The 21,424-nt window shown below is 70.2% G+C and carries 16 protein-coding genes; 9 read left to right on the plus strand and 7 right to left on the minus strand.

Annotated elements, in window-relative coordinates; all coding sequences use genetic code 11:
* Positions 1-547: 547 nt before the first annotated feature.
* Both modB and modA read right to left on the minus strand, forming a co-directional pair.
* Entirely contained in the window at positions 548-1,420 is an 873-nt protein-coding gene (gene modB / locus IOD14_RS10580) for a molybdate ABC transporter permease subunit (RefSeq protein ID WP_212670113.1), read from the minus strand.
* The gene (gene modA / locus IOD14_RS10585; RefSeq protein ID WP_212673246.1) at positions 1,417-2,235 is read right to left on the minus strand and encodes a molybdate ABC transporter substrate-binding protein; all 819 of its coding nucleotides are present in this window, start codon (positions 2,233-2,235) and stop codon (positions 1,417-1,419) included. Before modA ends, modB begins: the two co-directional genes overlap by 4 nt.
* A gap of 279 nt (positions 2,236-2,514) precedes the next feature.
* Here modA and IOD14_RS10590 point away from each other — a divergent pair, with 279 nt between their 5' ends.
* Positions 2,515-3,204, plus strand: a complete 690-nt coding sequence (locus tag IOD14_RS10590; RefSeq protein ID WP_212670114.1) for a M24 family metallopeptidase — start codon at positions 2,515-2,517, stop codon at positions 3,202-3,204.
* Positions 3,205-3,229: 25 nt separating this feature from the next.
* Here the strand turns inward: IOD14_RS10590 and IOD14_RS10595 are convergent, their stop codons facing one another.
* From IOD14_RS10595 to IOD14_RS10610, 4 genes are all read right to left on the minus strand, one after another.
* Positions 3,230-3,625: a helix-turn-helix transcriptional regulator gene (locus IOD14_RS10595; RefSeq protein ID WP_123992148.1), complete on the minus strand. Its 396-nt coding sequence runs from the start codon at positions 3,623-3,625 to the stop codon at positions 3,230-3,232.
* Between the two features lie 91 nt (positions 3,626-3,716).
* The gene (locus IOD14_RS10600; protein ID WP_123992149.1) at positions 3,717-4,286 is read right to left on the minus strand and encodes a TetR/AcrR family transcriptional regulator; all 570 of its coding nucleotides are present in this window, start codon (positions 4,284-4,286) and stop codon (positions 3,717-3,719) included.
* Positions 4,287-4,489: 203 nt separating this feature from the next.
* Positions 4,490-6,019 (minus strand): UDP-N-acetylglucosamine 1-carboxyvinyltransferase, encoded by a 1,530-nt coding sequence (locus IOD14_RS10605; RefSeq protein WP_212670115.1) that lies wholly within the window; start codon positions 6,017-6,019, stop codon positions 4,490-4,492.
* A gap of 83 nt (positions 6,020-6,102) precedes the next feature.
* Entirely contained in the window at positions 6,103-6,303 is a 201-nt protein-coding gene (locus tag IOD14_RS10610) for a DUF4236 domain-containing protein (RefSeq protein WP_123992151.1), read from the minus strand.
* 419 nt (positions 6,304-6,722) lie between these two features.
* Here IOD14_RS10610 and acnA point away from each other — a divergent pair, with 419 nt between their 5' ends.
* The 6 genes from acnA to IOD14_RS10640 all read left to right on the plus strand — a co-directional run bounded on the left by acnA (position 6,723) and on the right by IOD14_RS10640 (position 18,355).
* The gene (acnA, locus tag IOD14_RS10615) at positions 6,723-9,440 is read left to right on the plus strand and encodes an aconitate hydratase AcnA (RefSeq protein ID WP_123992152.1); all 2,718 of its coding nucleotides are present in this window, start codon (positions 6,723-6,725) and stop codon (positions 9,438-9,440) included.
* A 151-nt stretch (positions 9,441-9,591) separates the two neighbouring features.
* Positions 9,592-11,457 (plus strand): ATP-binding protein, encoded by a 1,866-nt coding sequence (locus IOD14_RS10620; RefSeq protein WP_249125893.1) that lies wholly within the window; start codon positions 9,592-9,594, stop codon positions 11,455-11,457.
* 207 nt (positions 11,458-11,664) lie between these two features.
* Positions 11,665-12,213, plus strand: coding sequence for a DUF1062 domain-containing protein (locus tag IOD14_RS10625; protein ID WP_123992153.1), 549 nt, complete (start codon positions 11,665-11,667; stop codon positions 12,211-12,213).
* A 485-nt stretch (positions 12,214-12,698) separates the two neighbouring features.
* A complete protein-coding gene (locus tag IOD14_RS10630) occupies positions 12,699-13,463 on the plus strand; it encodes a phosphotransferase (RefSeq protein ID WP_212670117.1) in 765 nt (254 codons plus the stop codon).
* 203 nt (positions 13,464-13,666) lie between these two features.
* The gene (locus tag IOD14_RS10635) at positions 13,667-14,731 is read left to right on the plus strand and encodes a lytic polysaccharide monooxygenase (protein ID WP_174269259.1); all 1,065 of its coding nucleotides are present in this window, start codon (positions 13,667-13,669) and stop codon (positions 14,729-14,731) included.
* A 354-nt stretch (positions 14,732-15,085) separates the two neighbouring features.
* Positions 15,086-18,355: a GH92 family glycosyl hydrolase gene (locus IOD14_RS10640; protein ID WP_212670118.1), complete on the plus strand. Its 3,270-nt coding sequence runs from the start codon at positions 15,086-15,088 to the stop codon at positions 18,353-18,355.
* Here IOD14_RS10640 and IOD14_RS10645 read toward each other — a convergent pair.
* Complete coding sequence (locus IOD14_RS10645; RefSeq protein WP_212670119.1) at positions 18,345-19,340, minus strand: acetylxylan esterase; 996 nt, start codon at positions 19,338-19,340, stop codon at positions 18,345-18,347. The two genes, IOD14_RS10640 and IOD14_RS10645, sit on opposite strands and share 11 nt — an antisense overlap.
* Before the next feature lie 203 nt (positions 19,341-19,543).
* On the opposite strand from IOD14_RS10645, the gene IOD14_RS10650 reads away from it, so the two are divergent.
* Both IOD14_RS10650 and IOD14_RS10655 read left to right on the plus strand, forming a co-directional pair.
* A complete protein-coding gene (locus IOD14_RS10650) occupies positions 19,544-20,524 on the plus strand; it encodes an ABC transporter permease subunit (protein WP_212670120.1) in 981 nt (326 codons plus the stop codon).
* Positions 20,518-21,390: a carbohydrate ABC transporter permease gene (locus tag IOD14_RS10655; protein WP_212670121.1), complete on the plus strand. Its 873-nt coding sequence runs from the start codon at positions 20,518-20,520 to the stop codon at positions 21,388-21,390. The genes IOD14_RS10650 and IOD14_RS10655 overlap by 7 nt, the downstream gene beginning before the upstream one ends.
* Positions 21,391-21,424: the final 34 nt, after the last annotated feature.

The following is a 21,424-nucleotide window of genomic DNA, read 5'->3' on the forward strand; positions in this document are numbered from 1 at the left end:
GTCGCGGTGGGTGGGTTGCCAGGTGGTCGGGAGACGTCGCCCAGGCTCGTTCTGCTGTCGCTGTCGGGAGCGGCCCCGTCGTCACCCGCCTGAGCCGTCGCGTAGTGACTCGCCCTTGCTGTTCCGTGGTGACTCGCCCTTGCCGTCGCGTGGTGACTCGCCCTTGCTCTTCCGTGGTGACTCGCCCTTGCCGTCCCGCGGTCACCCGCCCTCGCCGTCCCGTAGGCGTCGGCCGGGCTGGTCCTGCCGTCATCCGTCCGAGCGGTCCCGCAGTCATCCGCCCTTGCCCTCCTGGAGCCACCCGCCCGCGCTGTCCCGTCGTCTCCGGCCAGGCGGCCTCGGCAGTCGCTGCCCCGAGCCGTCCCGCAGTCATCCACCCGGCGCCTACGGCGGTCAGTGGCCTGACGTGGCCGGCGGCTCGCGTCGGTGTCGTCCGCCCTGCTCTCGCCGCCCCGAGCGGCCATGCGGTCCTCGGCCGCAGCGGACCCGCTCTCCTCGGCCGCGGAACCGCCCTCCTCGGCCCCCGGAGTCCATCCCGCACCAGCCCTCACCCCGCCGTCATCCAGCGGTCGCGCAACCCCGCCAGCACCGCCACGGACACGGCCAGCAGGACCAGGCTGAGGGCGATGGCCGCTTCCGGGTCGCTCTGGAGGGCGAGGTAGACGGCGAGCGGCATGGTCTGGGTGCGGCCGGGGAAGTTGCCGGCGAAAGTGATCGTCGCGCCGAACTCGCCGAGCGCCCGCGCCCAGGCAAGGACGGCGCCCGCCGCGATGCCCGGTGCGATCAGCGGCAGCGTGACCCGGCGGAACGCGGTGAAGCGGGAGGCCCCCAGGGTCGTCGCCGCCTCCTCGTAGCGCGGGTCGGCGGCCCGCAGGGTGCCCTCCACGCTGATGACGAGGAACGGCATCGCGACGAACGCCTCGGCGACCACGACCCCGGCCGTGGTGAACGGGAGCGTGATCCCGAACCAGGCGTCGAGCCACTTGCCGACGATCCCGTTGCGCCCGAGCGCCATGAGCAGCGCGACTCCGCCGACGACCGGGGGGAGGACCAGCGGCAGGGTGACCAGGGCACGAACCAGCCCGCGGCCGCGGAACTCGACGCGGGCCAGCAGCCAGGCCAGCGGAACCCCGACGACCAGGCTCACCGCGGTCGCGGCCGTGGCGCAGACCAGGGACAGCTGAAGCGCCTGCCACACATCGGCGCTGGTCAGCTGCTCGGGCATGCTCCGCCAGGGCGCCCGTACGAGAAGTGCCACCAGCGGCACGGTCAGGAACGCCAGACCGAGCAGCGCGGGCACCAGCAGCGGCAGCGGCACACCACGGCCGCCGCCCCCACCCGTTCGGACGCGACGGCGCCACGGCCCGCCCCGGAGGGTCTCGGTCGCGGCATCGGCCCTGCCCGGGGAGGGAACGGTCACGGCTTGAGGAACCCCGCCCCGGTCAGCACCTTCTGGCCCTCGGCGGACCGCACCAGCGCGATGAACGCCTTGGCGGTGCCGGTGTTCCGCGCGTTCTTGAGCAGGGTGATCGGGTAGTCGTTGACGGCGTCGGCGGACTCGGGGAACTCCACGCCCTCCACCTTGTCACCCGCGGCGTGCACATCGGTCTTGTAGACGACGGCCGCGTCGGCCTCCTTCAGCTCGACCTTCGTCAGCGCGGCCTTGACGTCCTGCTCGTAGGAGACCGGCGTCAGCTTCAGTCCGCTGGTGTCGAGGGCCTTCTGGGCGGCGGCGCCGCAGGGCACCTGCTTGTCGCACAGGACGACCTTCAGGTCCGAGCCGGTCAGGTCCTTCAGGGACGCGATCCTGTGCGGGTTGCCGGGCAGGGTGGCGATCTCCAGCTGGTTGCGCACGAAGGTCGCGGGCGTACCGGAGGCGTCCCCGGCATCCGTGACGATCTTCATCGTCTTGGGGCTGGCCGAGGCGAACACGTCCGCCGGGGCCCCGCCGGTGATGCTCGCGGCCAGCGAGTCGCTGCCGCCGAAGCTGAAGGTGATCTTCGTGTCGGGGTGGGCCTGCTCGAACTGCTTGCCCAGCGTCGTGAAGCTCTCCTTGAGCGAGGCCGCGGCGAAGACGGTCACCGTTCCGGAGAGCTTGCCGGACGCCGAGGAACCCGAGGTCGTGGACGAGGAGTCCGAGCCGGACGACGAGCAGGCACTGAGGGCCAGCAGCGCGACGGCGCCGACCCCGGCCACCTGCAGGCTCCGGCGGTTCCGACGCGCGGTACGGGTCATCACGGGTCCACTCCCTCTGGGTCCTGACGGACACGAATCGCTTGCGGCCCGGACGGACCCCATCCCGATGATAATGACGCAGATGCGAGGTGAAAATCTCTTGTGGCACCGCATGAGCCGGATCTGTGATCTATCAGGTTGGCATGTGCGTTTGTACGGCCGACGGGGTCGGGTCCGGCATCCGCTAGCCGGGCAGCCGCTGACCGCCCACTCACCCGCCGCCCACTCACCCACCGAATTGCGTTGCCGGGGATGATCCGGGTGATTACGTTCGGGCCCATGGCGGATGACGAACCCACGCGCGCGGCACAGTTGTTGGACGCCCAGGCGAAGGCCGCCCGGCTCTTCGCGGAGATCGAGGCGCGCGGGCTGGTGGCGCCGGGCGAGGGGGAGCGGGCGGTCAGCGACCGGATCCGGGACCTGGCGAACGAACTGTTCGGCACCACCCGGCACTGGCACAAACGGATCGTGCGCTCCGGGCCCAACACGCTCATGCCGTATCGGGAGAACCCGCCGGACCGGGTGATCGGCGCGGACGACATCGTCTTTGCGGACTTCGGCCCGATCTTCGAGGAGTACGAGGCGGACTTCGGCCGGACCTTCGTCCTCGGCGACGACCCGGTCAAGCACCGCCTCCACGACGACCTGCCGAAGATCTTCGCCGCGGGCCGGAGCCGCTTCGAGGCCGACCCGGACATCACCGGCGCGCAGCTGTACGCCGAGGTCGAGCGGCTGGCCGCCGAGTCCGGCTGGGCACTGGGCGGGTGGCACGCCGGTCACCTGGTGGGGGAGTTCCCGCACGAGTGGATCGACGGCGCCGACGTGGAGTCGTACATCACCCCCGCCAACGACACCCCCCTGCGCCGCACCGACAAGGCCGGACGCCGTTGCCACTGGATCCTGGAGATCCATCTCATCGACACCGAGAGGGAGTTCGGCGGCTTCCACGAGGAACTGCTCACCCTCTGAACCTCGGTACGCAGGGCGGCCGCGGTCAGGCGCGGTCGATGTGCACGTTCGTCGACTTCACCCGGGCGATGGCCTCCACGCCGACCTCGAGGCCCAGTTCCTCCACGGCCTCCCGCGTCAGCAGTGACACCAGGCGATGCGGGCCCGCCTGGATCTCCACCTGGGCCGCGACGTCCCCGAGCTTCACGGCGGTGACGATGCCGGGGAAGGCGTTGCGGACGGAGGTGTGGGAGATGTCCTCCTCGCCGCCGTCGCCCTTGGCCAGCTCCACGGAGAAGGCGGCAAGATCCTTCCCGTCGATCAGGCGCCGCCCGCCCTCGTCCCGGTGCGTGGGAACGCGCCCGGCGTCCGCCCAGCGCCGCGCGGTGTCCGGACTCACCCCGAGCAGACGCGCCGCCTGGCCGATCGTGTAGGACTGCATAGGCGCCAAGATAGGCGATCCATGACGGCGGGACGCGCGTCGGGCCGCGCAGGGGCGGCCCGCAAAACCGACAAGGCCGCGCCGCGTCGCCTCAGCGCATGCCTGCCGCATCGAGCAGCGCGGTGACTGTGGGCGCGATGAGCCCGGCCATGCTGTCCGCCCCGATGCCCGCCCGGGCACTGGCGCCGTCGAAGACCAGGCTGAGCTGCCGGGCCAGCAGGCCGGGGTCGCTCGCGCCGCCCTGCTCGGCCTCGGCGTGGAAGAAGGCCGTCAGGTCGGCCTTGATCCGGTGGGCCACCTGGCTCGCGGGGTGGTCCTGGTCCTTGAGCTCGATCTGTACGGCCAGGTAGGGGCAGCCCCGGAACTCGGGCTCGGCCGACTGCGACTCCACCTGCGCGAAGACGTACAGGACTCGCTCGCGGGGTGACCTGCCGTCGTCCGCCGCGGGCAGGAGGGCCGCCACGTAGGCGGCGGCCCGCTCCGTCAGGCTCGCGGCCAGCAGCTCGTCCTTGCTCTCGAACAGCTGGTACATCGAGCGCTTCGACACACCCGCCGCCTTGCACAGCGCCTCGACGCCGATGCCGACACCGTCGCGGTAGGTGAGCGTGGCCGCTGCCTTCAGCAGCCGCTCTCTCGGGCTTGGCTTCACTGCGGTGGTCATGCTGTGAGGGTAACGCGAACAGGACAAAATGAAAACCGATCGGTTTTCAAGGCGGGCCGGTAAAGCGGAACGGGACGGCAGGGGACGGGAACCGAAGCGGACAACTGCCCGGCACGAAGGACCGGCACGAAGGAGACGCACCGTACAGTCGTCCGCTCGGCACCGTCGGCCACAGGGCGACGATCCCGGACCGTACCGTCGCGTCAGATGTCCCGGAAGATCTCGATCTGCGCCCCGATCGAGTTGAGCCGCTCGGCCAGGTCCTCGTAACCCCGGTTGATGACATAGACGTTGCGCAGGACCGACGTGCCGTCGGCCGCCATCATCGCCAGGAGGACGACCACCGCGGGGCGCAGGGCGGGCGGGCACATCATCTCGGCGGCGCGCCAGCGGGTCGGGCCCTCCACCAGCACCCGGTGCGGGTCGAGGAGTTGGAGGCGTCCGCCGAGGCGGTTCAGATCCGTCAGATAGATCGCGCGGTTGTCGTAGACCCAGTCGTGGATGAGGGTCTGGCCCTGTGCGACCGCCGCGATCGCCGCGAAGAACGGGACGTTGTCGATGTTGAGGCCGGGGAACGGCATCGGGTGGATCTTGTCGATCGGCGCCTCCAGCTTGGAGGGGCGGACCGTGAGGTCGACCAGGCGGGTGCGGCCGTTGTCGGCGAAGTACTCCGGCGTGCGGTCGTGGTCGAGCCCCATCTCCTCCAGGACCGCGAGCTCGATCTCCAGGAACTCGATCGGCACCCGGCGCACCGTGAGTTCCGACTCGGTCACCACGGCCGCGGCCAGCAGGCTCATCGCCTCGACCGGGTCCTCCGAGGGGGAGTAGTCGACGTCCACGTCGATGTTCGGCACGCCGTGCACGGTGAGGGTGGTGGTGCCGATGCCCTCGACCCGGACCCCGAGCGCCTCCAGGAAGAAGCACAGGTCCTGGACCATGTAGTTGGAGGAGGCGTTGCGGATGACGGTGACGCCGTCGTGGCGGGCGGCCGCGAGCAGCGCGTTCTCCGTCACGGTGTCGCCGCGCTCGGTCAGCACGATCGGACGGTCGGGGCGGACCGCGCGGTCGACCCGGGCGTGGTACTGACCCTCGGTCGCCGCGACGTCCAGGCCGAACCGGCGCAGCGCGATCATGTGCGGCTCGATGGTCCGGGTGCCGAGATCGCAGCCGCCGGCGTACGGCAGTTTGAAGCCGTCCATGCGGTGCAGCAGCGGGCCGAGGAACATGATGATCGAGCGCGTGCGGACGGCCGCCTCGGCATCGATGGCGTCCATGTCCAGCTCGGCCGGCGGCACCAGCTCCAGGTCGACACCGCCGTTGATCCACCGGGTGCGCACCCCGATGGAGCTCAGCACCTCCAGCAGGCGGTAGACCTCCTCGATGCGGGCGACCCTGCGCAGCACCGTCCGCCCCTTGTTGAGGAGCGAGGCGCAGAGCAGGGCCACGCACGCGTTCTTGCTCGTCTTGACGTCGATGGCGCCGGACAGCCGACGGCCTCCGACCACCCGCAGATGCATCGGGCCCGCGTAGCCCAGAGAGACGATCTCGCTGTCCAGTGCCTCGCCGATACGGGCGATCATCTCAAGGCTGATGTTCTGGTTGCCGCGCTCGATGCGATTGACGGCGCTCTGGCTGGTGCCGAGCGCCTCGGCGAGCTGCGACTGTGTCCAGCCACGGTGCTGTCGGGCGTCACGGATGAGCTTGCCGATACGTACGAGGTAGTCGTCTGCCATGAGCTTGAGGCTATCTCAGATATGAGATGGCGCATTCCGAGGGGTCCGCTCGGGTGAGAGGCCCCCGTTGACCTGAGGGAACGTCAGTGACGCTTGGCGGTACGGGTCCGACGCCATCCGAAAGGTCCGGGCAAATCCATCGATGTCGTACGACGTCCCGTGCTGCTGTGGGTGTGCTTCGGTCCGTGGCTTCCGCCACCGGTCGTGATGGACCAGGAGTGCCGGTTGATGTTCAGCCGCACTCCGGGAAGGATCCGGAAACTCTTGCGGAAAGTGAGCGCCATGGGGGCCTCCCTCGTAGGTCGGTCGCGTGCTTTCGACCTCGTTCGAATACCCCGGCTCGGCGAAGTGATGGGTGCGGGGTTCGTATCACCCCGTCGTCATGGGCGAGTTGGGGATGTCCGACGGGGATCGCGCCGCGGAAGGCGGGGGGCGCGGTTCCCGGACCTGGGCCTGGGCGTGGACGCTCGCGGGGAATTCCGTGGAAGCGCCGCACATCACAGCGAGGCCGGGCATGACCATCCCGGCCTCATGTACTAGAGTTATCTCGACATCGAGATATCTGCCGAGGCGTACCGCAGTCGCACGCTTTCGCTGGGTCTGGCAGTAAGGCATACCTAACTTAGCCTTACCTTAGCGGATCGGCCAAGACGGCGTGGCGGCAGGATGCGGTGGTAAGCGCACAAAAATGAAGGAGACTGTCGTGTCGGCGAACAGCTTCGACGCCCGCGCCACGCTGAGCGTGGGCGACGAGTCGTACGAGATCTTCCGGCTGGACAAGGTGGAGGGCTCGGCCCGCCTGCCGTACAGCCTCAAGGTTCTGCTGGAGAACCTGCTCCGTACCGAGGACGGCGCGAACATCACCGCCGACCACATCCGCGCCCTCGGCAGCTGGGACTCCCAGGCCCAGCCGTCGCAGGAGATCCAGTTCACGCCCGCCCGCGTGATCATGCAGGACTTCACCGGCGTGCCCTGTGTCGTCGACCTCGCCACCATGCGTGAGGCCGTCAAGGAGCTCGGCGGCGACCCGGCGAAGGTCAACCCGCTCTCCCCGGCCGAGCTGGTCATCGACCACTCCGTCATCGCCGACAAGTTCGGCACCAACGAGGCCTTCGCGCAGAACGTCGAGCTGGAGTACGGCCGCAACCGCGAGCGCTACCAGTTCCTGCGCTGGGGCCAGACCGCGTTCGACGACTTCAAGGTCGTCCCGCCCGGCACCGGCATCGTCCACCAGGTCAACATCGAGCACCTGGCGCGCACGGTCATGGTCCGCAACGGCCAGGCCTACCCCGACACCCTCGTCGGCACCGACTCGCACACCACCATGGTCAACGGCCTCGGTGTGCTGGGCTGGGGCGTCGGCGGCATCGAGGCCGAGGCCGCGATGCTCGGCCAGCCGGTCTCCATGCTCATCCCGCGCGTCGTCGGCTTCAAGCTGACCGGTGAGCTCAAGCCCGGCACCACCGCCACCGACCTGGTGCTCACCATCACCGAGATGCTGCGCAAGCACGGCGTCGTCGGCAAGTTCGTCGAGTTCTACGGCGAGGGCGTCGCCGCCACCTCCCTCGCGAACCGCGCCACCATCGGCAACATGTCGCCGGAGTTCGGCTCGACCGCCGCGATCTTCCCGATCGACGACGAGACCATCAAGTACCTCAAGCTCACCGGCCGCTCCGAGCAGCAGCTCGCGCTCGTCGAGGCGTACGCCAAGGAGCAGGGCCTCTGGCTGGACCCGAAGGCCGAGCCGGACTTCTCGGAGAAGCTGGAGCTCGACCTCTCCACGGTCGTCCCCTCCATCGCCGGCCCGAAGCGCCCGCAGGACCGCATCGTCCTCGCGAACGCCGCCGAGCAGTTCAAGGTCGACGTGCGCAACTACGTCGACTCCGTGGACGAGGCGGGCCAGGAGTCCTTCCCGGCCTCCGACGCCCCGGCCGTCGCCCCGAACGGCGCCCCGTCCAACCCGGTCACCGTGACCGCCCCCGACGGTTCGACGTACGAGATCGACCACGGCGCGGTGACGGTCGCGGCCATCACCTCCTGCACCAACACCTCGAACCCGTACGTCATGGTCGCCGCCGCGCTCGTCGCGAAGAAGGCCGTGGAGAAGGGCCTGACCCGCAAGCCGTGGGTCAAGACCACCCTCGCCCCGGGCTCCAAGGTCGTCACCGACTACTTCGACAAGGCGGGCCTGACCCCCTACCTCGACAAGGTCGGCTTCAACCTCGTCGGCTACGGCTGCACCACCTGCATCGGCAACTCCGGCCCGCTGCCGGAGGAGGTCTCCCAGGCCGTCAACGACCACGACCTCGCGGTCACCTCGGTCCTCTCCGGCAACCGGAACTTCGAGGGCCGTATCAACCCCGACGTCAAGATGAACTACCTGGCCTCCCCGCCGCTGGTCGTCGCGTACGCCCTCGCCGGCTCCATGAAGGTGGACATCACCAAGGACGCGCTCGGTGTCGACCAGGACGGCAACGCCGTCTACCTGAAGGACATCTGGCCCTCCGAGGCCGAGGTCAACGACGTCGTGGCGAACGCCATCGGCGAGGACATGTTCAACAAGTCCTACTCCGACGTCTTCGCGGGCGACGCCCAGTGGCAGGCGCTGCCGATCCCGACCGGCAACACCTTCGAGTGGGACGCGGAGTCGACCTACGTCCGCAAGCCCCCGTACTTCGAGGGCATGACGATGGAGACCACCCCGGTCTCCGACATCACCGGCGCCCGCGTGCTCGCCAAGCTCGGCGACTCGGTGACGACCGACCACATCTCGCCCGCCGGCGCCATCAAGGCCGACACCCCGGCCGGCAAGTACCTCACCGAGCACGGTGTGGAGCGTCGTGACTTCAACTCCTACGGCTCGCGCCGAGGCAACCACGAGGTCATGATCCGCGGCACCTTCGCCAACATCCGTCTGCGCAACCAGATCGCGCCGGGGACGGAAGGCGGCTACACCCGCGACTTCACCCAGGACGGCGGTCCGGTGTCGTTCATCTACGACGCCTCCCGCAACTACATCGAGCAGGGCATCCCGCTGGCCATCCTGGCCGGCAAGGAGTACGGCTCCGGCTCGTCCCGCGACTGGGCCGCCAAGGGCACCGCGCTCCTCGGCGTCAAGGCCGTCATCGCCGAGTCGTACGAGCGCATCCACCGCTCGAACCTCATCGGCATGGGCGTCCTGCCGCTGCAGTTCCCGGAGGGCCAGTCCGCCGCCACCCTCGGCCTGACCGGCGAGGAGACCTTCTCCTTCACCGGCGTCGAGGAGCTCAACAACGGCACCACACCGCGCACGGTCAAGGTCACCACCGACACGGGCGTCGAGTTCGACGCGGTCGTCCGCATCGACACCCCCGGTGAGGCCGACTACTACCGCAACGGCGGCATCATGCAGTACGTGCTGCGCAGCCTGATCCGCAAGTAAGCCCCTGGGCACGTCCTTTCGGGCATCCGAGGGCCGCACTCCCCGTCACGGGAGTGCGGCCCTTCGCCGTACCTCCCCCGTCACCGCAGGTCATCACCCACCCTCAGGCGGAACACAGGATTCCCTCAGCGGGCGGGGACACGATCGGTACATGACTGGCACACCCGGGTACCGAACCGGCCGCGTACGCGGGCTCATCGCCGACGACAGGCCCGCACTCGACGACGTACCGCCCGGCGCCGTCACCGAGGCGGCCCGGCGCCCCCACCCGGCACCGGACGGGCGCAGCGCCCCTCCCGCTAACCGCGGTCGCACACCCCCCGCCACTGCGCCCGACAGCACGCCGCCCGACCCGGCCGACGACCGCGTCACCCAGCCCTTGCCCGGACCCGGCCCGGTCCAGCGGGCCCGCGGAGGCCGGGAGACTCTCCGGCGGTCCAGCGCCGGGGCGCGCACCCGGTCCATCCGTACCCGCCTGTACGTCCTCGTCGGCGCCACCCTGGTCGTCGTCTGTGTCGCGATGGGCGTGATCACCGCGCTCTTCCAGCACGCCTATCTGATGGGCAACCTGGACGACCGCGTCCTCGACACCGCCGAACGGGCCCTGAGCAGGGCCTCCTCGCACCCGGACGGCGCGGACGACCCGACCTTCCTGAGGGGGACCGGGCAGCCCGCCGGGACGCTCTCCGCCCGGCTGGACGAGAAGGGCGCAGTCCTCTCCGCGGCCGTCGTGGTCCAGGACGCCTCCGCCAACGATCCCGTGCACGACCCCGTCCACGACCTCGGCACCGGCCAGCGCTCCGCCCTGGCCGGGCTCCGGGCCGACGGCGCGATGCACACCCGGACCGTGCCCGGCCTCGGCACCTACCGGGTCACGGTCCTGGAGGACGGAGACGTCCGGGTCCTCGCCGGGCTGCCCATGGACGACGTCCAGGACACCCTCGACGCACTCGTGACGATCGAGACAGGCGTGGCCGTGGCCGGGCTCGCCGCCGCCGGCTGCGTCTGCGCGGTGGTCATACGACGGCAACTGCGCCCCCTCGGCCGGGTGGCCGCCACCGCTGCCGAAGTCTCCCGCGCCCCGCTCGGGGACGGCGGGATCACCGGCCTGACCCGGGTGCCCGCACGCGACACCGACCCGGGCAGCGAGGCCGGCCAGGTCGGCGCAGCGCTCAACCATCTCCTCGACCAGGTGGAGTCGTCCCTCGCCGAGCGGCAGCGCGACGAGGAGCGGATCCGGCGGAGCGAGGAGCGGGTACGGCGCAGCGAGGAAGGCATGCGGCGCAGCGAGGAACGCATGCGACGCTTCCTGGCCGACGCCAGCCACGAACTCCGTACCCCGCTCGCCTCGATCGCCGGATACGCCGAGTTGATGAACCGCGGCACCGACCGCGTCGAACCGGTGCTGGCCTGGCGCCGGGTCTCGGCGGAGTCGGCACGGATGACGGGCCTGGTGGAGGACCTCCTCCTGCTGGCCCGTCTCGACGAGGGCCGCCCCCTGGACTCCCGCGACGTGGACATGGCGGCGCTGGTCGCCGAGACGGTGCGGAAAGCGCGGGCGGCGGCCGGCGGCCATGACTGGCGGCTCGAACTGAGCCTGGACGCACCGGCGTCGGTGACCGGCGACGAGGCCCGCCTGCGCCAGGTGGTGGCCGCCCTCCTGTCCAACGCGAGGATGCACACCCCGGCCGGCACCACGGTGACGGCATCGGTGCGGTCCACGGCCGAACGCCGTGTGATCCGCGTCCGCGACGACGGCCCCGGCATCCCCGCGCCCCTCCTGCCCACGGTCTTCGAACGCTTCACCCGGGCCGACACGTCCCGCTCCCGCACCGACGCCGGCTCCGGAGGCTCCGGGCTGGGGCTGGCCGTCGCGGCGGCGATCACGGCGGCGCACGGAGGCCGCATTCACGTCGACAGCGTCCCCGGGCGTACGGAGTTCACGGTCGATCTCCCGGCGGCCGTGGAGGCCGAGGCGGAGCAGCGGGCGGTCTCGGGCAACGGGGCGTCGGTGTAACGCCAGGAGTGCCGTCGGTCGGCCGGTCGAAAACCGGTGGATCGGCACCGCAGCGCGCGGTTAGCGTGCTGCCGGACCGAGTCGCCGAGGCAAGGACGTGCCGTTGTACACCGTGTGAGACCCCCCGAACGCTGATTGGTCGCGCGTCGCACCTGTGCGCCGCGCTGCTTCCTGCTGCGGCTTTCTCACTGAAACCGGTGTACTTCTGTGCTCACCTCCTGGGTGGTCATGCCCACCTGCCTGCCCCTCGTCCTGCGCCGCTGCCACACGTGCGCGTCGGACAGCTTCCGAGCGAACGGCAAGTTCCGCGTCAACGCCCACCACAAGCTTCTCGACGCCTGGCTCCTCGTGCTCTGCACCGGCTGCGGGGACACGGCGAAGCTCACGGTCCTGGAGCGGGCGCAGGTGCGTTCCGTACGACCCGAGCTGCTGGACCGGCTGCACGACAACGACCCTGACCTGGCAGCCGAGTTGCTCCAGGACCCGGCTCTGCGGCGCCGCAACCGCATCGCCCTGGACTGGGACGACGCCTGGCGCCTCGACACCGGCGGATCGGATCACCTGGACCGTGAGGTGATCGACGTCTCGGTCCGCTTCGCGGCACGGATCCCGGTCCGGCCGGTGCGGCTGATCGCCGAAGGCTGCGGTCTTCCCCGGGCCGAGGTCGAAAGGGCGATCACCGAGGGCAACCTCGTCTCGGCCGTCCGCCTGAACACCAGGCTCTCGAGCGACTTCACCTTCACGCTCAAACGCTGAGCCCCTCCGGCCACCTGGGCCCGGCCCACCGACTCCACGGGCCGGCCCCAGGCGCCCGCACATGCGAGAGACCACGACACGGCCACTCGCACCGGCCACTCGGGCTCGGCCGCTTGCACCCGCCCGCCCGGGCGCGGCCGCCCGGGCGAGGCCACTCGCACCCGCCCACTCGCACCCGCCCGCTCGGGCGCGGCCGCTTCCACAACGGCCACTCGACTACGGCCGCTTCCACCCGCCCACTTGACCCGTCCACTCGGGCACGGCCACCCGCACCCGCCCACTTGCACCCGGCCGCTCGCCCTCGGCCACTCGCACCCGCCCACCAAGCACCGACAAACCACCAGACCCCCCGGTGCCCCCGGTGACGCACCCCCGGTGACACGCCACCAAGACGAGTGCTCAGGCTGGCGCACCACGGCCGGCCCCGTCATCGCGCGCCACAAACCGGGCGACGCCGCCCGACATCCCCGCGATACTGATCGCCCATGAATGAGGTCGAAGTAGTCGTCGCCCATTCCGAACGTGCCACGCTGCGCGTCGGTGACGTGTTCCTGAAGGTGGACGGCGATCAGGCGCGCATCGACGCCGAGGCCGAGGTGATGTCCCTCGTGCCGGTCCCGACCCCGAGGATCCTCTGGCGCAAGCCGTCCGTGCTGGCGCTCGCCGCGCTCCCGGGGACCACCCTCGGACGCCTCGGCGGGCCGTCCACCGGGTCGCCGGAGGCGTGGGCCGCGGCGGGCGCCGCCATCCGGAAGCTGCACGAGGCGCCGCTGCCGTCCCGGACGGGCCAGGCGGGCCGGAGCGCCGCCGCGCTGGCGGCGGAACTCGACCGCGAGTGCGCGTCGCTCGTGGCGATCGGCGTCCTGCCCGCCGACCTCGTCACCCGCAACCGCCAGGTCGCCGAGGCCGCGCTCCGGCCGTGGACGCCGGCGTTCACGCACGGCGACCTGCAGATCGCGCACGTCTTCGTCGACGGCGACGAGGTCACGGGCATCATCGACTGGTCCGAGGCGGGCCGGGGCGACGCCCTCCACGACCTCGCCACCTTCACGCTCGAACACGAGCGGCACCTCGACGACGTCATCGCCGGCTACGGCATCGACGTCGACCTCGACGTCATCCGCGCGTGGTGGTCGTTGCGGAGCCTGCTGATCGTTCGCTGGCTGGCCGAGCACGGCTTCGACCCCTTCGCGCCGGGCTGCGAGGTCGACGTACTGAGAGCCCGGATGTCGGACCGCGCGGGCGGCTGAAGAGCCGCAGACTGTTTACAGTCGCCCCGGTTCGCGCTACCTTCCGCAACACGTGGGGTGGGAGCGCTCCCATGCGGACGGACCGGAACCCGCCCGCGTGCCGCTCCCACCCCGCGGCAACAACACACCCCGAACGACGCAACAACACACCCCGCACAACACACCCCGCACGGCCCGTACCTCAAGGAACGGACTGGACTGTCATGATCCTGACAAAGTTATCGAGGGTGACCCGCCCCAGAGCCCTCTTCCTGGTCCTCGTCTCCCTTCTCGCCACCATCCCCGCTCTGAGTCTCGTCCTCACCGCGGGCGGCAAGGCCGAGGCCCACGGCACCCCGATGAAGCCCGCCAGCCGCACCTTCCTGTGCTGGCAGGACGGGCTGACCGACACCGGTGAGATCAAACCGGTCAACCCGGCCTGCAAGAACGCGCAACAGGTCAGCGGCACCACGCCGTTCTACAACTGGTTCTCGGTGCTGCGCTCGGACGGCGCGGGCCGCACCCGCGGCTTCGTCCCCGACGGCCAGTTGTGCAGCGGCGGCAACACGAACTTCACGGGCTTCAACGCGGCCCGTGACGACTGGCCGCTCACCCACCTCACCTCGGGCAAGACGGTCGACTTCTCCTACAACGCCTGGGCCGCGCACCCGGGTTGGTTCTACGTCTACGTCACCAAGGACGGCTTCGACCCCAAGAAGACGCTCACCTGGAACGACATGGAGTCGCAGCCGTTCCTCAGCGTCGACCACCCGCCGCTCAACGGCAGCCCGGGCACGGTCGAGGCCAACTACTCCTGGACCGGTCAGCTTCCGGCCAACAAGTCCGGCCGCCACATCATCTACATGGTCTGGCAGCGCTCGGACAGCGCGGAGACCTTCTACTCCTGCTCCGACGTCGTCTTCGACGGCGGCAACGGCGAGGTCACCGGCATCCACGAGCCGGGCAACCCGACCGAACCGGTGCCGGGTACCTGCACGGCCACCCGCAGGACCACCGGCAGTTGGAGCGGCGGCTACCAGTCCGAGGTGACCGTCACCAACTCCGGCGACGTCCCGATGCTCGGCTGGATGGTCGACTGGAACCTGCCGTCCGGCCAGAAGGTCGACAGTCTCTGGAACGGCAACGCCACCTACAGCGGTCAGGGCGTGATGGTCCACAACGCCAACTGGAACGGCTCGCTCAGTCCGGGGCAGAGTACGACGTTCGGCTACGTCGTCACCGGCTCCGGAGGCGACACGGCCACGACCCTTCCCTGCCGCGTCGGCTGAGCCACCGTCCGAACACGCTCGAACCCTCAGCTCAGGGCGGACCCGGTGGGGCTGTGCGCCACCGGGTCCGCGAGCCGTGTCGGCACAGGGGGGTGGTGGCCGACGCGGATGGTGCATGGCTTGTGACGACGTGACGCGCGACAACGTTGTCGAGTGGTCTGTGCATGACTCTACCGCCTCAACGGACAACGATGTCAAATTAGTTGGCGGAAAGGGCTGGACCAGCGGAGTGACGCCCTCGCGCGTCCCCACCGACACACGCGCCCTTCCGTGATACGCGTGGCGCACGTTACTGTCCCAGCGGCTTGTGCGACCTGTGGTGCGCGACCCGTCCGAAGAAGGAGGGGCCGCGTCATGCGTTTGCGTCCTACGTCCCTGCTGCTGGCGGCCGTTCTCGCCGTCACCGGCGCCACCCCAGCCCTCGCGGCCTCCGCCGCACCCCCCGGTCTCGTCGACGACCCGACCGCACACGTCGATCCGCTCATCGGCACGACGAACGGCGGCAACGTCTTCCCGGGCGCCGTCACCCCGTTCGGCATGTTCTCCTTCAGCCCCGAGAACACCCGCGGCGACGCCACCAGAACCGCCGCGCCCGGGGGTTATCTGTACGACGCCACCCGCATCCGCGGCTTCAGCCTCACGCACATGTCCGGCACGGGCTGCGCGGGCGGCAGCGGTGACATCCCGCTCTTCCCGTTCGCCGGCGAGGTCACCTCCTCCCCGGCGAGCGACACCAAGGACGCGGTGTACGCGGCCGACTTCAGCCACGCCGACGAGACGGCCGAGCCCGGCCACTACCGGGTGGGCCTCGCCTCCGGCGTCACCGCCGACCTCACGGCCACCGCCCGCACCGGCTCGGCCCGCTTCACCTACCCGGCCGACAAGCCCGCCTCGCTGCTGTTCCGCACCGCCAACTCCGAGGTGGGCTCGTCCGACTCGACCGTCGAGATCGACCCGGCGGCCCGGACGGTCTCCGGCTCGGTCACCTCCGGCAACTTCTGCGGCTACCTGGACCCGGAAGGCCAACGCGCCTACTACACCGTCCACTTCACCGCTCACTTCGACCAGCCCTTCGCGGCCACCGGCACCTGGCAGGACGACAGGCTCGCCCCCGGATCCCGCACGGCCTCCGGCGGCACGGGCGGGTTCTCGCAGGGCGGGCGCCCCGTCGCGGGCAAGGGAGCGGGCGGCTACGTCCAGTTCGCACCCGGCACCGAACAGGTCGGCGTCAGGATCGGGATCTCGTACGTCAGCCGGGCCGGCGCGGCGGCCAACCTCGCCGCGGAGAACCCGCCCCGGCGCTCCTTCGACTCGGTGCGCGAGGCGGCCCGCCATGCCTGGCGGGAGCGGCTGCGGGCGATCCGCGTGGGCGGCGGCACCGACGACGAGCGCACCACCTTCTACACCGCGCTCTACCACGCCCTGCTCCACCCCAATGTGATCAGCGACGCCGACCGCAGATACCGAGGCAGTGACGGTGAGGTGCACTCCGTCGCCCGCGGCCACCGGGCCCAGTACGGCACCTTCTCCGGCTGGGACGTCTACCGCGGCCAGGTGCAGTTGCTGACCCTGCTCGACCCGCGCACCGGCTCGGACGTGGCGCAGTCCCTGTACGAACTGGCCCGGCAGAACGGCGGAGTCTGGGACCGTTGGCTGCACGGCACGAGCGGCACCCACGTCATGAACGGCGACCCCTCACCCATCGCCCTGGCCGGCATCCACGCCTTCGGCGGCAGGGACTTCGACCTGCGCGGCGCACTGGACTCCCTGGTGAAGGCGGCCACGGTCCCCACCGCGCAGGACCTGTCGTCCGCCGGCAAGCCGGTGCTCTCCGTCGGTCAACGCCCCTCCCTCGACAAGTACCTGAAACTGCACTACATGCCGTCCGTCTCCAACGCCTGGGGTGGCGCCGCCGAGACCCTGGAGATGTCCGGCGCGGACTTCGCGCTCTCCCAACTGGCCCGCGCGGCGGGGGAGAAGGGCACGGCGGCCGCCTTCTCCGACAGGTCCCAGTGGTGGCAGAACAACTTCAACATCGCCGCCGACCCGAGCGGCGGCTACATCGCCAACCGCAAGGCGGACGGCAGTTGGGTCACCGGATTCACCCCGTCCACCGGCAACGGCTTCGTCGAGGGGACGGCGGCCCAGTACACCTGGATGGTCCAGCACGACCCGGCGGGTCTGTTCGCCGCGATGGGCGGCCGGGACCGGGCGTTGGCCCGCCTGGACGCCTTCTTCCACGACGACAAGGGCGACTGGGCCTTCACCGGCAATGGCGGCGAGAAGTCCGAGCTGGACAACGAGCCGTCGATCAACGTCCCCTACCTGTACGCCTACGCAGGCGCCCCCTACAAGACACAGGAGACCGTCCGCGCCGCCATGCGGCAGCTCTGGTCGACCCGCCCGGGCGGCATCCCCGGCAACGACGACCTCGGCGCGATGTCCGCCTGGTACGTCTTCTCCGCGCTCGGCATGTACCCCCAGGTGCCGTCCCGTTCCGAACTGGTCCTCGCCTCACCGCTGTTCCCGCGCATCGAGATCGACCGCCCCACCGGCAACGACATCTCCGTCCGCGCGCAGGGTGCGGCCGCCGACGCGCCGTACGTGCACGCGCTCAAGTTGAACGGCCGTACCAGTAAGGCGGCTTGGCTCCCGGCCTCCTTCGTGAGGGACGGCGGCCGGCTGGACTACACCCTCTCCACCGAGCCCGCCCCGGCCTGGGGAGCGGACGCGCCCCCGCCGTCCTTCCGCGAGGGCGAGCAGCCGTACCAGATCGGAGTCGGCCCGACCACGGCGACGATCGCGCCGGGCGGCAGCACGAAGGTCGGTGTCCGCGCACTCTCGCTGAGCGGTGACGGCACGGGCCCAGAGGTCCGCTTCCGGGTCCGGACACCCGAGGGCGTCAAGGCGACTCCCGGCGAGGGCACAGTCGTCGACGGTTCCCAGGAGATCACCCTCAGCGCCGACGAGGGCAGCAAGCAGGGCTTCTACGACGTCACGGTCGCCGTCACCTCGGACGGCACCGCCTACGAGCAGCCCGTGTCCCTCACGGTGGCCGCGCCGGGCACCCTCCTCGCCGCCTACGACAGCACCGGGATCTCCGACGACTCCGGCGACCACGACGAGGCCGACTACGACGGCGGCGGCTGGAGCTACTCCCGCCAGGCCCTGGAGGCGGCCGGCCTCACGCCGGGCGAGCAGGGCACGACCGCCGGCCTGACCTTCACATGGCCGAACTCACCGGCCGGACGGCCCGACAACGCCACGGGATCCGGCCGGACCATCCAACTGCCGAGTCCCGCACGTCAGTTGTCCTTCGTCGGCAGTGCCGTGAACGGCAACCAACAGGCCGAGGCCACCGTCACCTACACCGACGGCAGCACCGGCACGATCGGACTCGCCTTCACCGACTGGACCGTCGGAGGAGGCGGCGGCACCGTCCAGTACGGCAACGAGGTCGTCGCCCGCGCCGCCTACCGCAACGTGGCGGGCGCGGACCGGGACCCGGTGGCGACGTACGTCTTCGCCACGAAGGCGTTCACGGCACCGGAGGGCCGGCGGATCGCGAGCGTGACGCTGCCGCGGAACACCGATCTGCACGTGTTCGCCCTGGCTACCGACTGACCTCCAACGCGGCGGCCAGCCAGTCGAGTTGGCGGCGCACCTGCACCGCGTCGCCGCCCTCGTGGCCGTTGTACGGATAGGCGTGGATCTCCTTGCGGGGGTCCACGCCGGTCAGTTCGCCGTAGCGGTTGAAGGCCGCGTACGCCCCGCTCGGCGGGCACACCGTGTCGCGCAGGCCCACCCCGAAGTGAGCCGGTGCGCCGGCGCGGCGGGCGAAGGAGACGCCCTCCATGTACGAGAGCGTGCGATACGCGGCCTCCTCCACGCCCCGGTGCACGGAGAGGTAGGCGCCGATCTCGCCGTAGGGACTCGCGTCGGTCAGGTCCAGAGCGCGCCGGATGCCGCACAGGAAGGGCGCGGTGACCAGGACCGCCGCCAGCTCCGGCACCAGTCCCGCGACGGCCAGCGCCAGGCTGCCGCCCTGGCTGTTGCCGACGGCCGCGACGCGTCCCCCGTCGACCCCCGGCAGTACCCGCACCGCCGTCACCGCCCGCACGGCGTCCGTGATCAGACGCCGGTAGTGGTAGTCGCGCGGGTCCAGCAGACCCCGGACCGCGGGACCCGGGCCGCCCGGCGCCAGGGCGTGCGGGTCGGGGGTCGCGCCGCCGTTGCCGTACTGGTCGCCCTGGCCGCGGTTGTCCATCAACAGATGCGCGTGACCGGCGTTCACCCAGGTCAGCCGCTCGTGGGGGAGACCGCGCCCGCGGCCGTAACCGGCGTACTCGACGACCGCGGGCAGTGCCGAGCGCACTCCCGCCGGTCTGCTGTACCAGGCGCGCACCGGATCGCCGGCGAAGCCCCGGAAGGTCACGTCCCAGGTGTCCGTGAGCCGTAGCCCGCTGTCGACCGGGCGTACCGACACCAACACGTCCGCCTGCGCGGCTTCCTTCAGGGTGTCACGCCAGAACTCGTCGAAATCCGGGGGTTCCTGGACATCGGGACGGTACTGCTGCAGCTCTCCGAGGGGCAGGTCGAACGCAGGCACAGGGCACCTCGCATGAGTCGGTCCAAGTGGTGAAACTTGCGGAGGGGGCCGGGCTTTGGCTTCCCTGTCCTACCCCACTCCTGCCTCAGGTATCTCGCGCCCGCCCCATTGACAGCGCTTTCTTCGTGGCTCTAAGTTGCCGCGAAGTTACCGGTAAGAGCTCGAAAGTTTCGGTTCCATGCCTCCGTCTGAGAGGACCGAGCGTGAGCACATCCGTCAAGTCGGCCTCTTTGCCACCCAGCGTCGAAGACCCACCCGGAGTCGCCGCCCGCCCCGCGCCGCGCGGTGGATGGCGCCGGTCTCTGCGCCGCGACTGGCAGCTGTACTCGCTGGCCGTGCTGCCGCTGCTGTTCTTCCTGGTCTTCCGCTATCTGCCGATGATCGGCAACGTGATCGCCTTCCGGCGCTTCGAGCCCGGCGGCTCGATGTTCGGTGAGGACTGGGTGGGCCTGCGCTATGTGCGCATGTTCCTCAGCGACCCGACCTTCTGGCAGGTGTTCCGCAACACCCTGTGGCTCGGCGGACTCACGCTGGTGTTCTGCTTCCCCATCCCGATCGTCCTCGCCCTCCTGCTGAACGAGGTGCGCCGACGCTCCCTCAAGCGGTTCGTGCAGTCGGTGTCCTACCTCCCGCACTTCCTGTCGATCGTGATCGTCGCGGGCCTCACCCTGCAGATACTCGCCACCGACGGCCCGGTCAACCACGCGCTCGGCCTGCTCGGCCACGACGAGATCCGCTTCATCCAGGAACCCGAATGGTTCCGCACGATCTACGTCGGCTCGGAGATCTGGCAGACCGCCGGCTGGGGCACGATCCTCTACCTCGCCGCGCTCACCACCATCGACGAGGACCTGTACGAGGCCGCGCGCATCGACGGCGCCAACCGCTGGCAGCAGATCTGGCACGTCACCCTGCCCGGCATCCGCCCCACCATGATCACCCTGCTGATCCTCAACATCGGCACCTTCATGGCCGTCGGCTTCGAGAAGGTCCTGCTGCTGTACAACCCGCTGACCTACCCGACCGCCGATGTGATCTCGACCTATGTCTACCGGGCGGGCGTCGAGTCCAACAGCTTCAGCTACGCGGCCGCGATCGGCCTGTTCGAGGCGGTCATCGGCCTGGTCCTGATCACGTCCGCCAACACGCTCTCGCGCCGCACAGTGGGGACCAGCCTGTGGTGAAGCCGAGCCGTTCCTACCGGGTCTTCCAGGGTGTCAACGGGGTGATCCTCACCCTGGTCGTCGTGGTCACCCTGTACCCCTTCGTCAACATCGTCGCGCGGTCCTTCAGTGGCGAGCGGCAGATCCGAGCCGGCCAAGTGACCCTGTGGCCCAAGGGGTTCAGCCTCACCACGTACAAGATCGTGTTCCAGGACGCGATGTTCTGGCGGAACTACGGCAACACCGTGTTCTACACGGTCGTCGCCACCGCCGTCGCCATGGTCCTGACGACCTGTTACGCCTACGTCCTGTCGAAGAAGCATCTCAAGGGGCGCGGGGTGCTGGTCGGCATCGCCGTGTTCACGATGTTCTTCACCGGCGGACTGATCCCCAACTACGTCCTGGTCACCAGCCTCGGACTGAAGAACAGCGTCTGGGCGATCGCACTGCCCAACGCGATCAGCGTTTTCAACCTGCTGGTGATGAAGGCCTTCTTCGAGAGCCTGCCGACCGAGCTCGAGGAGGCCGCGCAGATCGACGGACTGAGCACCTACGGCATCCTCCTCAGGATCGTGCTGCCGCTGTCCAAGGCGGTCGTGGCGACCATGGTGCTCTTCTACACGGTGTCCTTCTGGAACTCCTGGTTCAGCGCCTTCCTCTACATGGACCACTCCGACCTGATGCCGGTCACCGTCTACCTGCGCAACCTCATCGCGGGCGCCACCGGCGGCGGCAACGCGGGCGCCTCCACCGCGGAGCTCAGCCAGGTCGGCGCGAGCATCCAGGCGGTCACCATCGTGCTCACCGCACTGCCGATCATCTGCGTGTACCCGTTCGTCCAGCGCTACTTCGTCTCGGGCGTGATGCTCGGCGCGGTCAAGGGCTGATCCCAGCAACTCAGCTACGGAACAAGGGAGTTCC

It is taken from the genome of Streptomyces sp. A2-16 (genome assembly GCF_018128905.1).
GTDB lineage: Bacteria > Actinomycetota > Actinomycetes > Streptomycetales > Streptomycetaceae > Streptomyces.

Excerpts from the sequence above, each read along its gene's own strand:
- modA (WP_212673246.1), bottom strand. The coding sequence starts at position 2,235 with ATGACCCGTACCGCGCGTCGGAACCGCCGGAGCCTGCAGGTGGCCGGG.
- IOD14_RS10590 (WP_212670114.1), top strand. The coding sequence starts at position 2,515 with ATGGCGGATGACGAACCCACGCGCGCGGCACAGTTGTTGGACGCCCAG.
- IOD14_RS10595 (WP_123992148.1), bottom strand. The coding sequence starts at position 3,625 with ATGCAGTCCTACACGATCGGCCAGGCGGCGCGTCTGCTCGGGGTGAGT.
- IOD14_RS10600 (WP_123992149.1), bottom strand. The coding sequence starts at position 4,286 with ATGACCACCGCAGTGAAGCCAAGCCCGAGAGAGCGGCTGCTGAAGGCA.
- IOD14_RS10605 (WP_212670115.1), bottom strand. The coding sequence starts at position 6,019 with ATGGCAGACGACTACCTCGTACGTATCGGCAAGCTCATCCGTGACGCC.
- IOD14_RS10610 (WP_123992151.1), bottom strand. The coding sequence starts at position 6,303 with ATGGCGCTCACTTTCCGCAAGAGTTTCCGGATCCTTCCCGGAGTGCGG.
- IOD14_RS10620 (WP_249125893.1), top strand. The coding sequence starts at position 9,592 with ATGACTGGCACACCCGGGTACCGAACCGGCCGCGTACGCGGGCTCATC.
- IOD14_RS10630 (WP_212670117.1), top strand. The coding sequence starts at position 12,699 with ATGAATGAGGTCGAAGTAGTCGTCGCCCATTCCGAACGTGCCACGCTG.
- IOD14_RS10635 (WP_174269259.1), top strand. The coding sequence starts at position 13,667 with ATGATCCTGACAAAGTTATCGAGGGTGACCCGCCCCAGAGCCCTCTTC.
- IOD14_RS10640 (WP_212670118.1), top strand. The coding sequence starts at position 15,086 with ATGCGTTTGCGTCCTACGTCCCTGCTGCTGGCGGCCGTTCTCGCCGTC.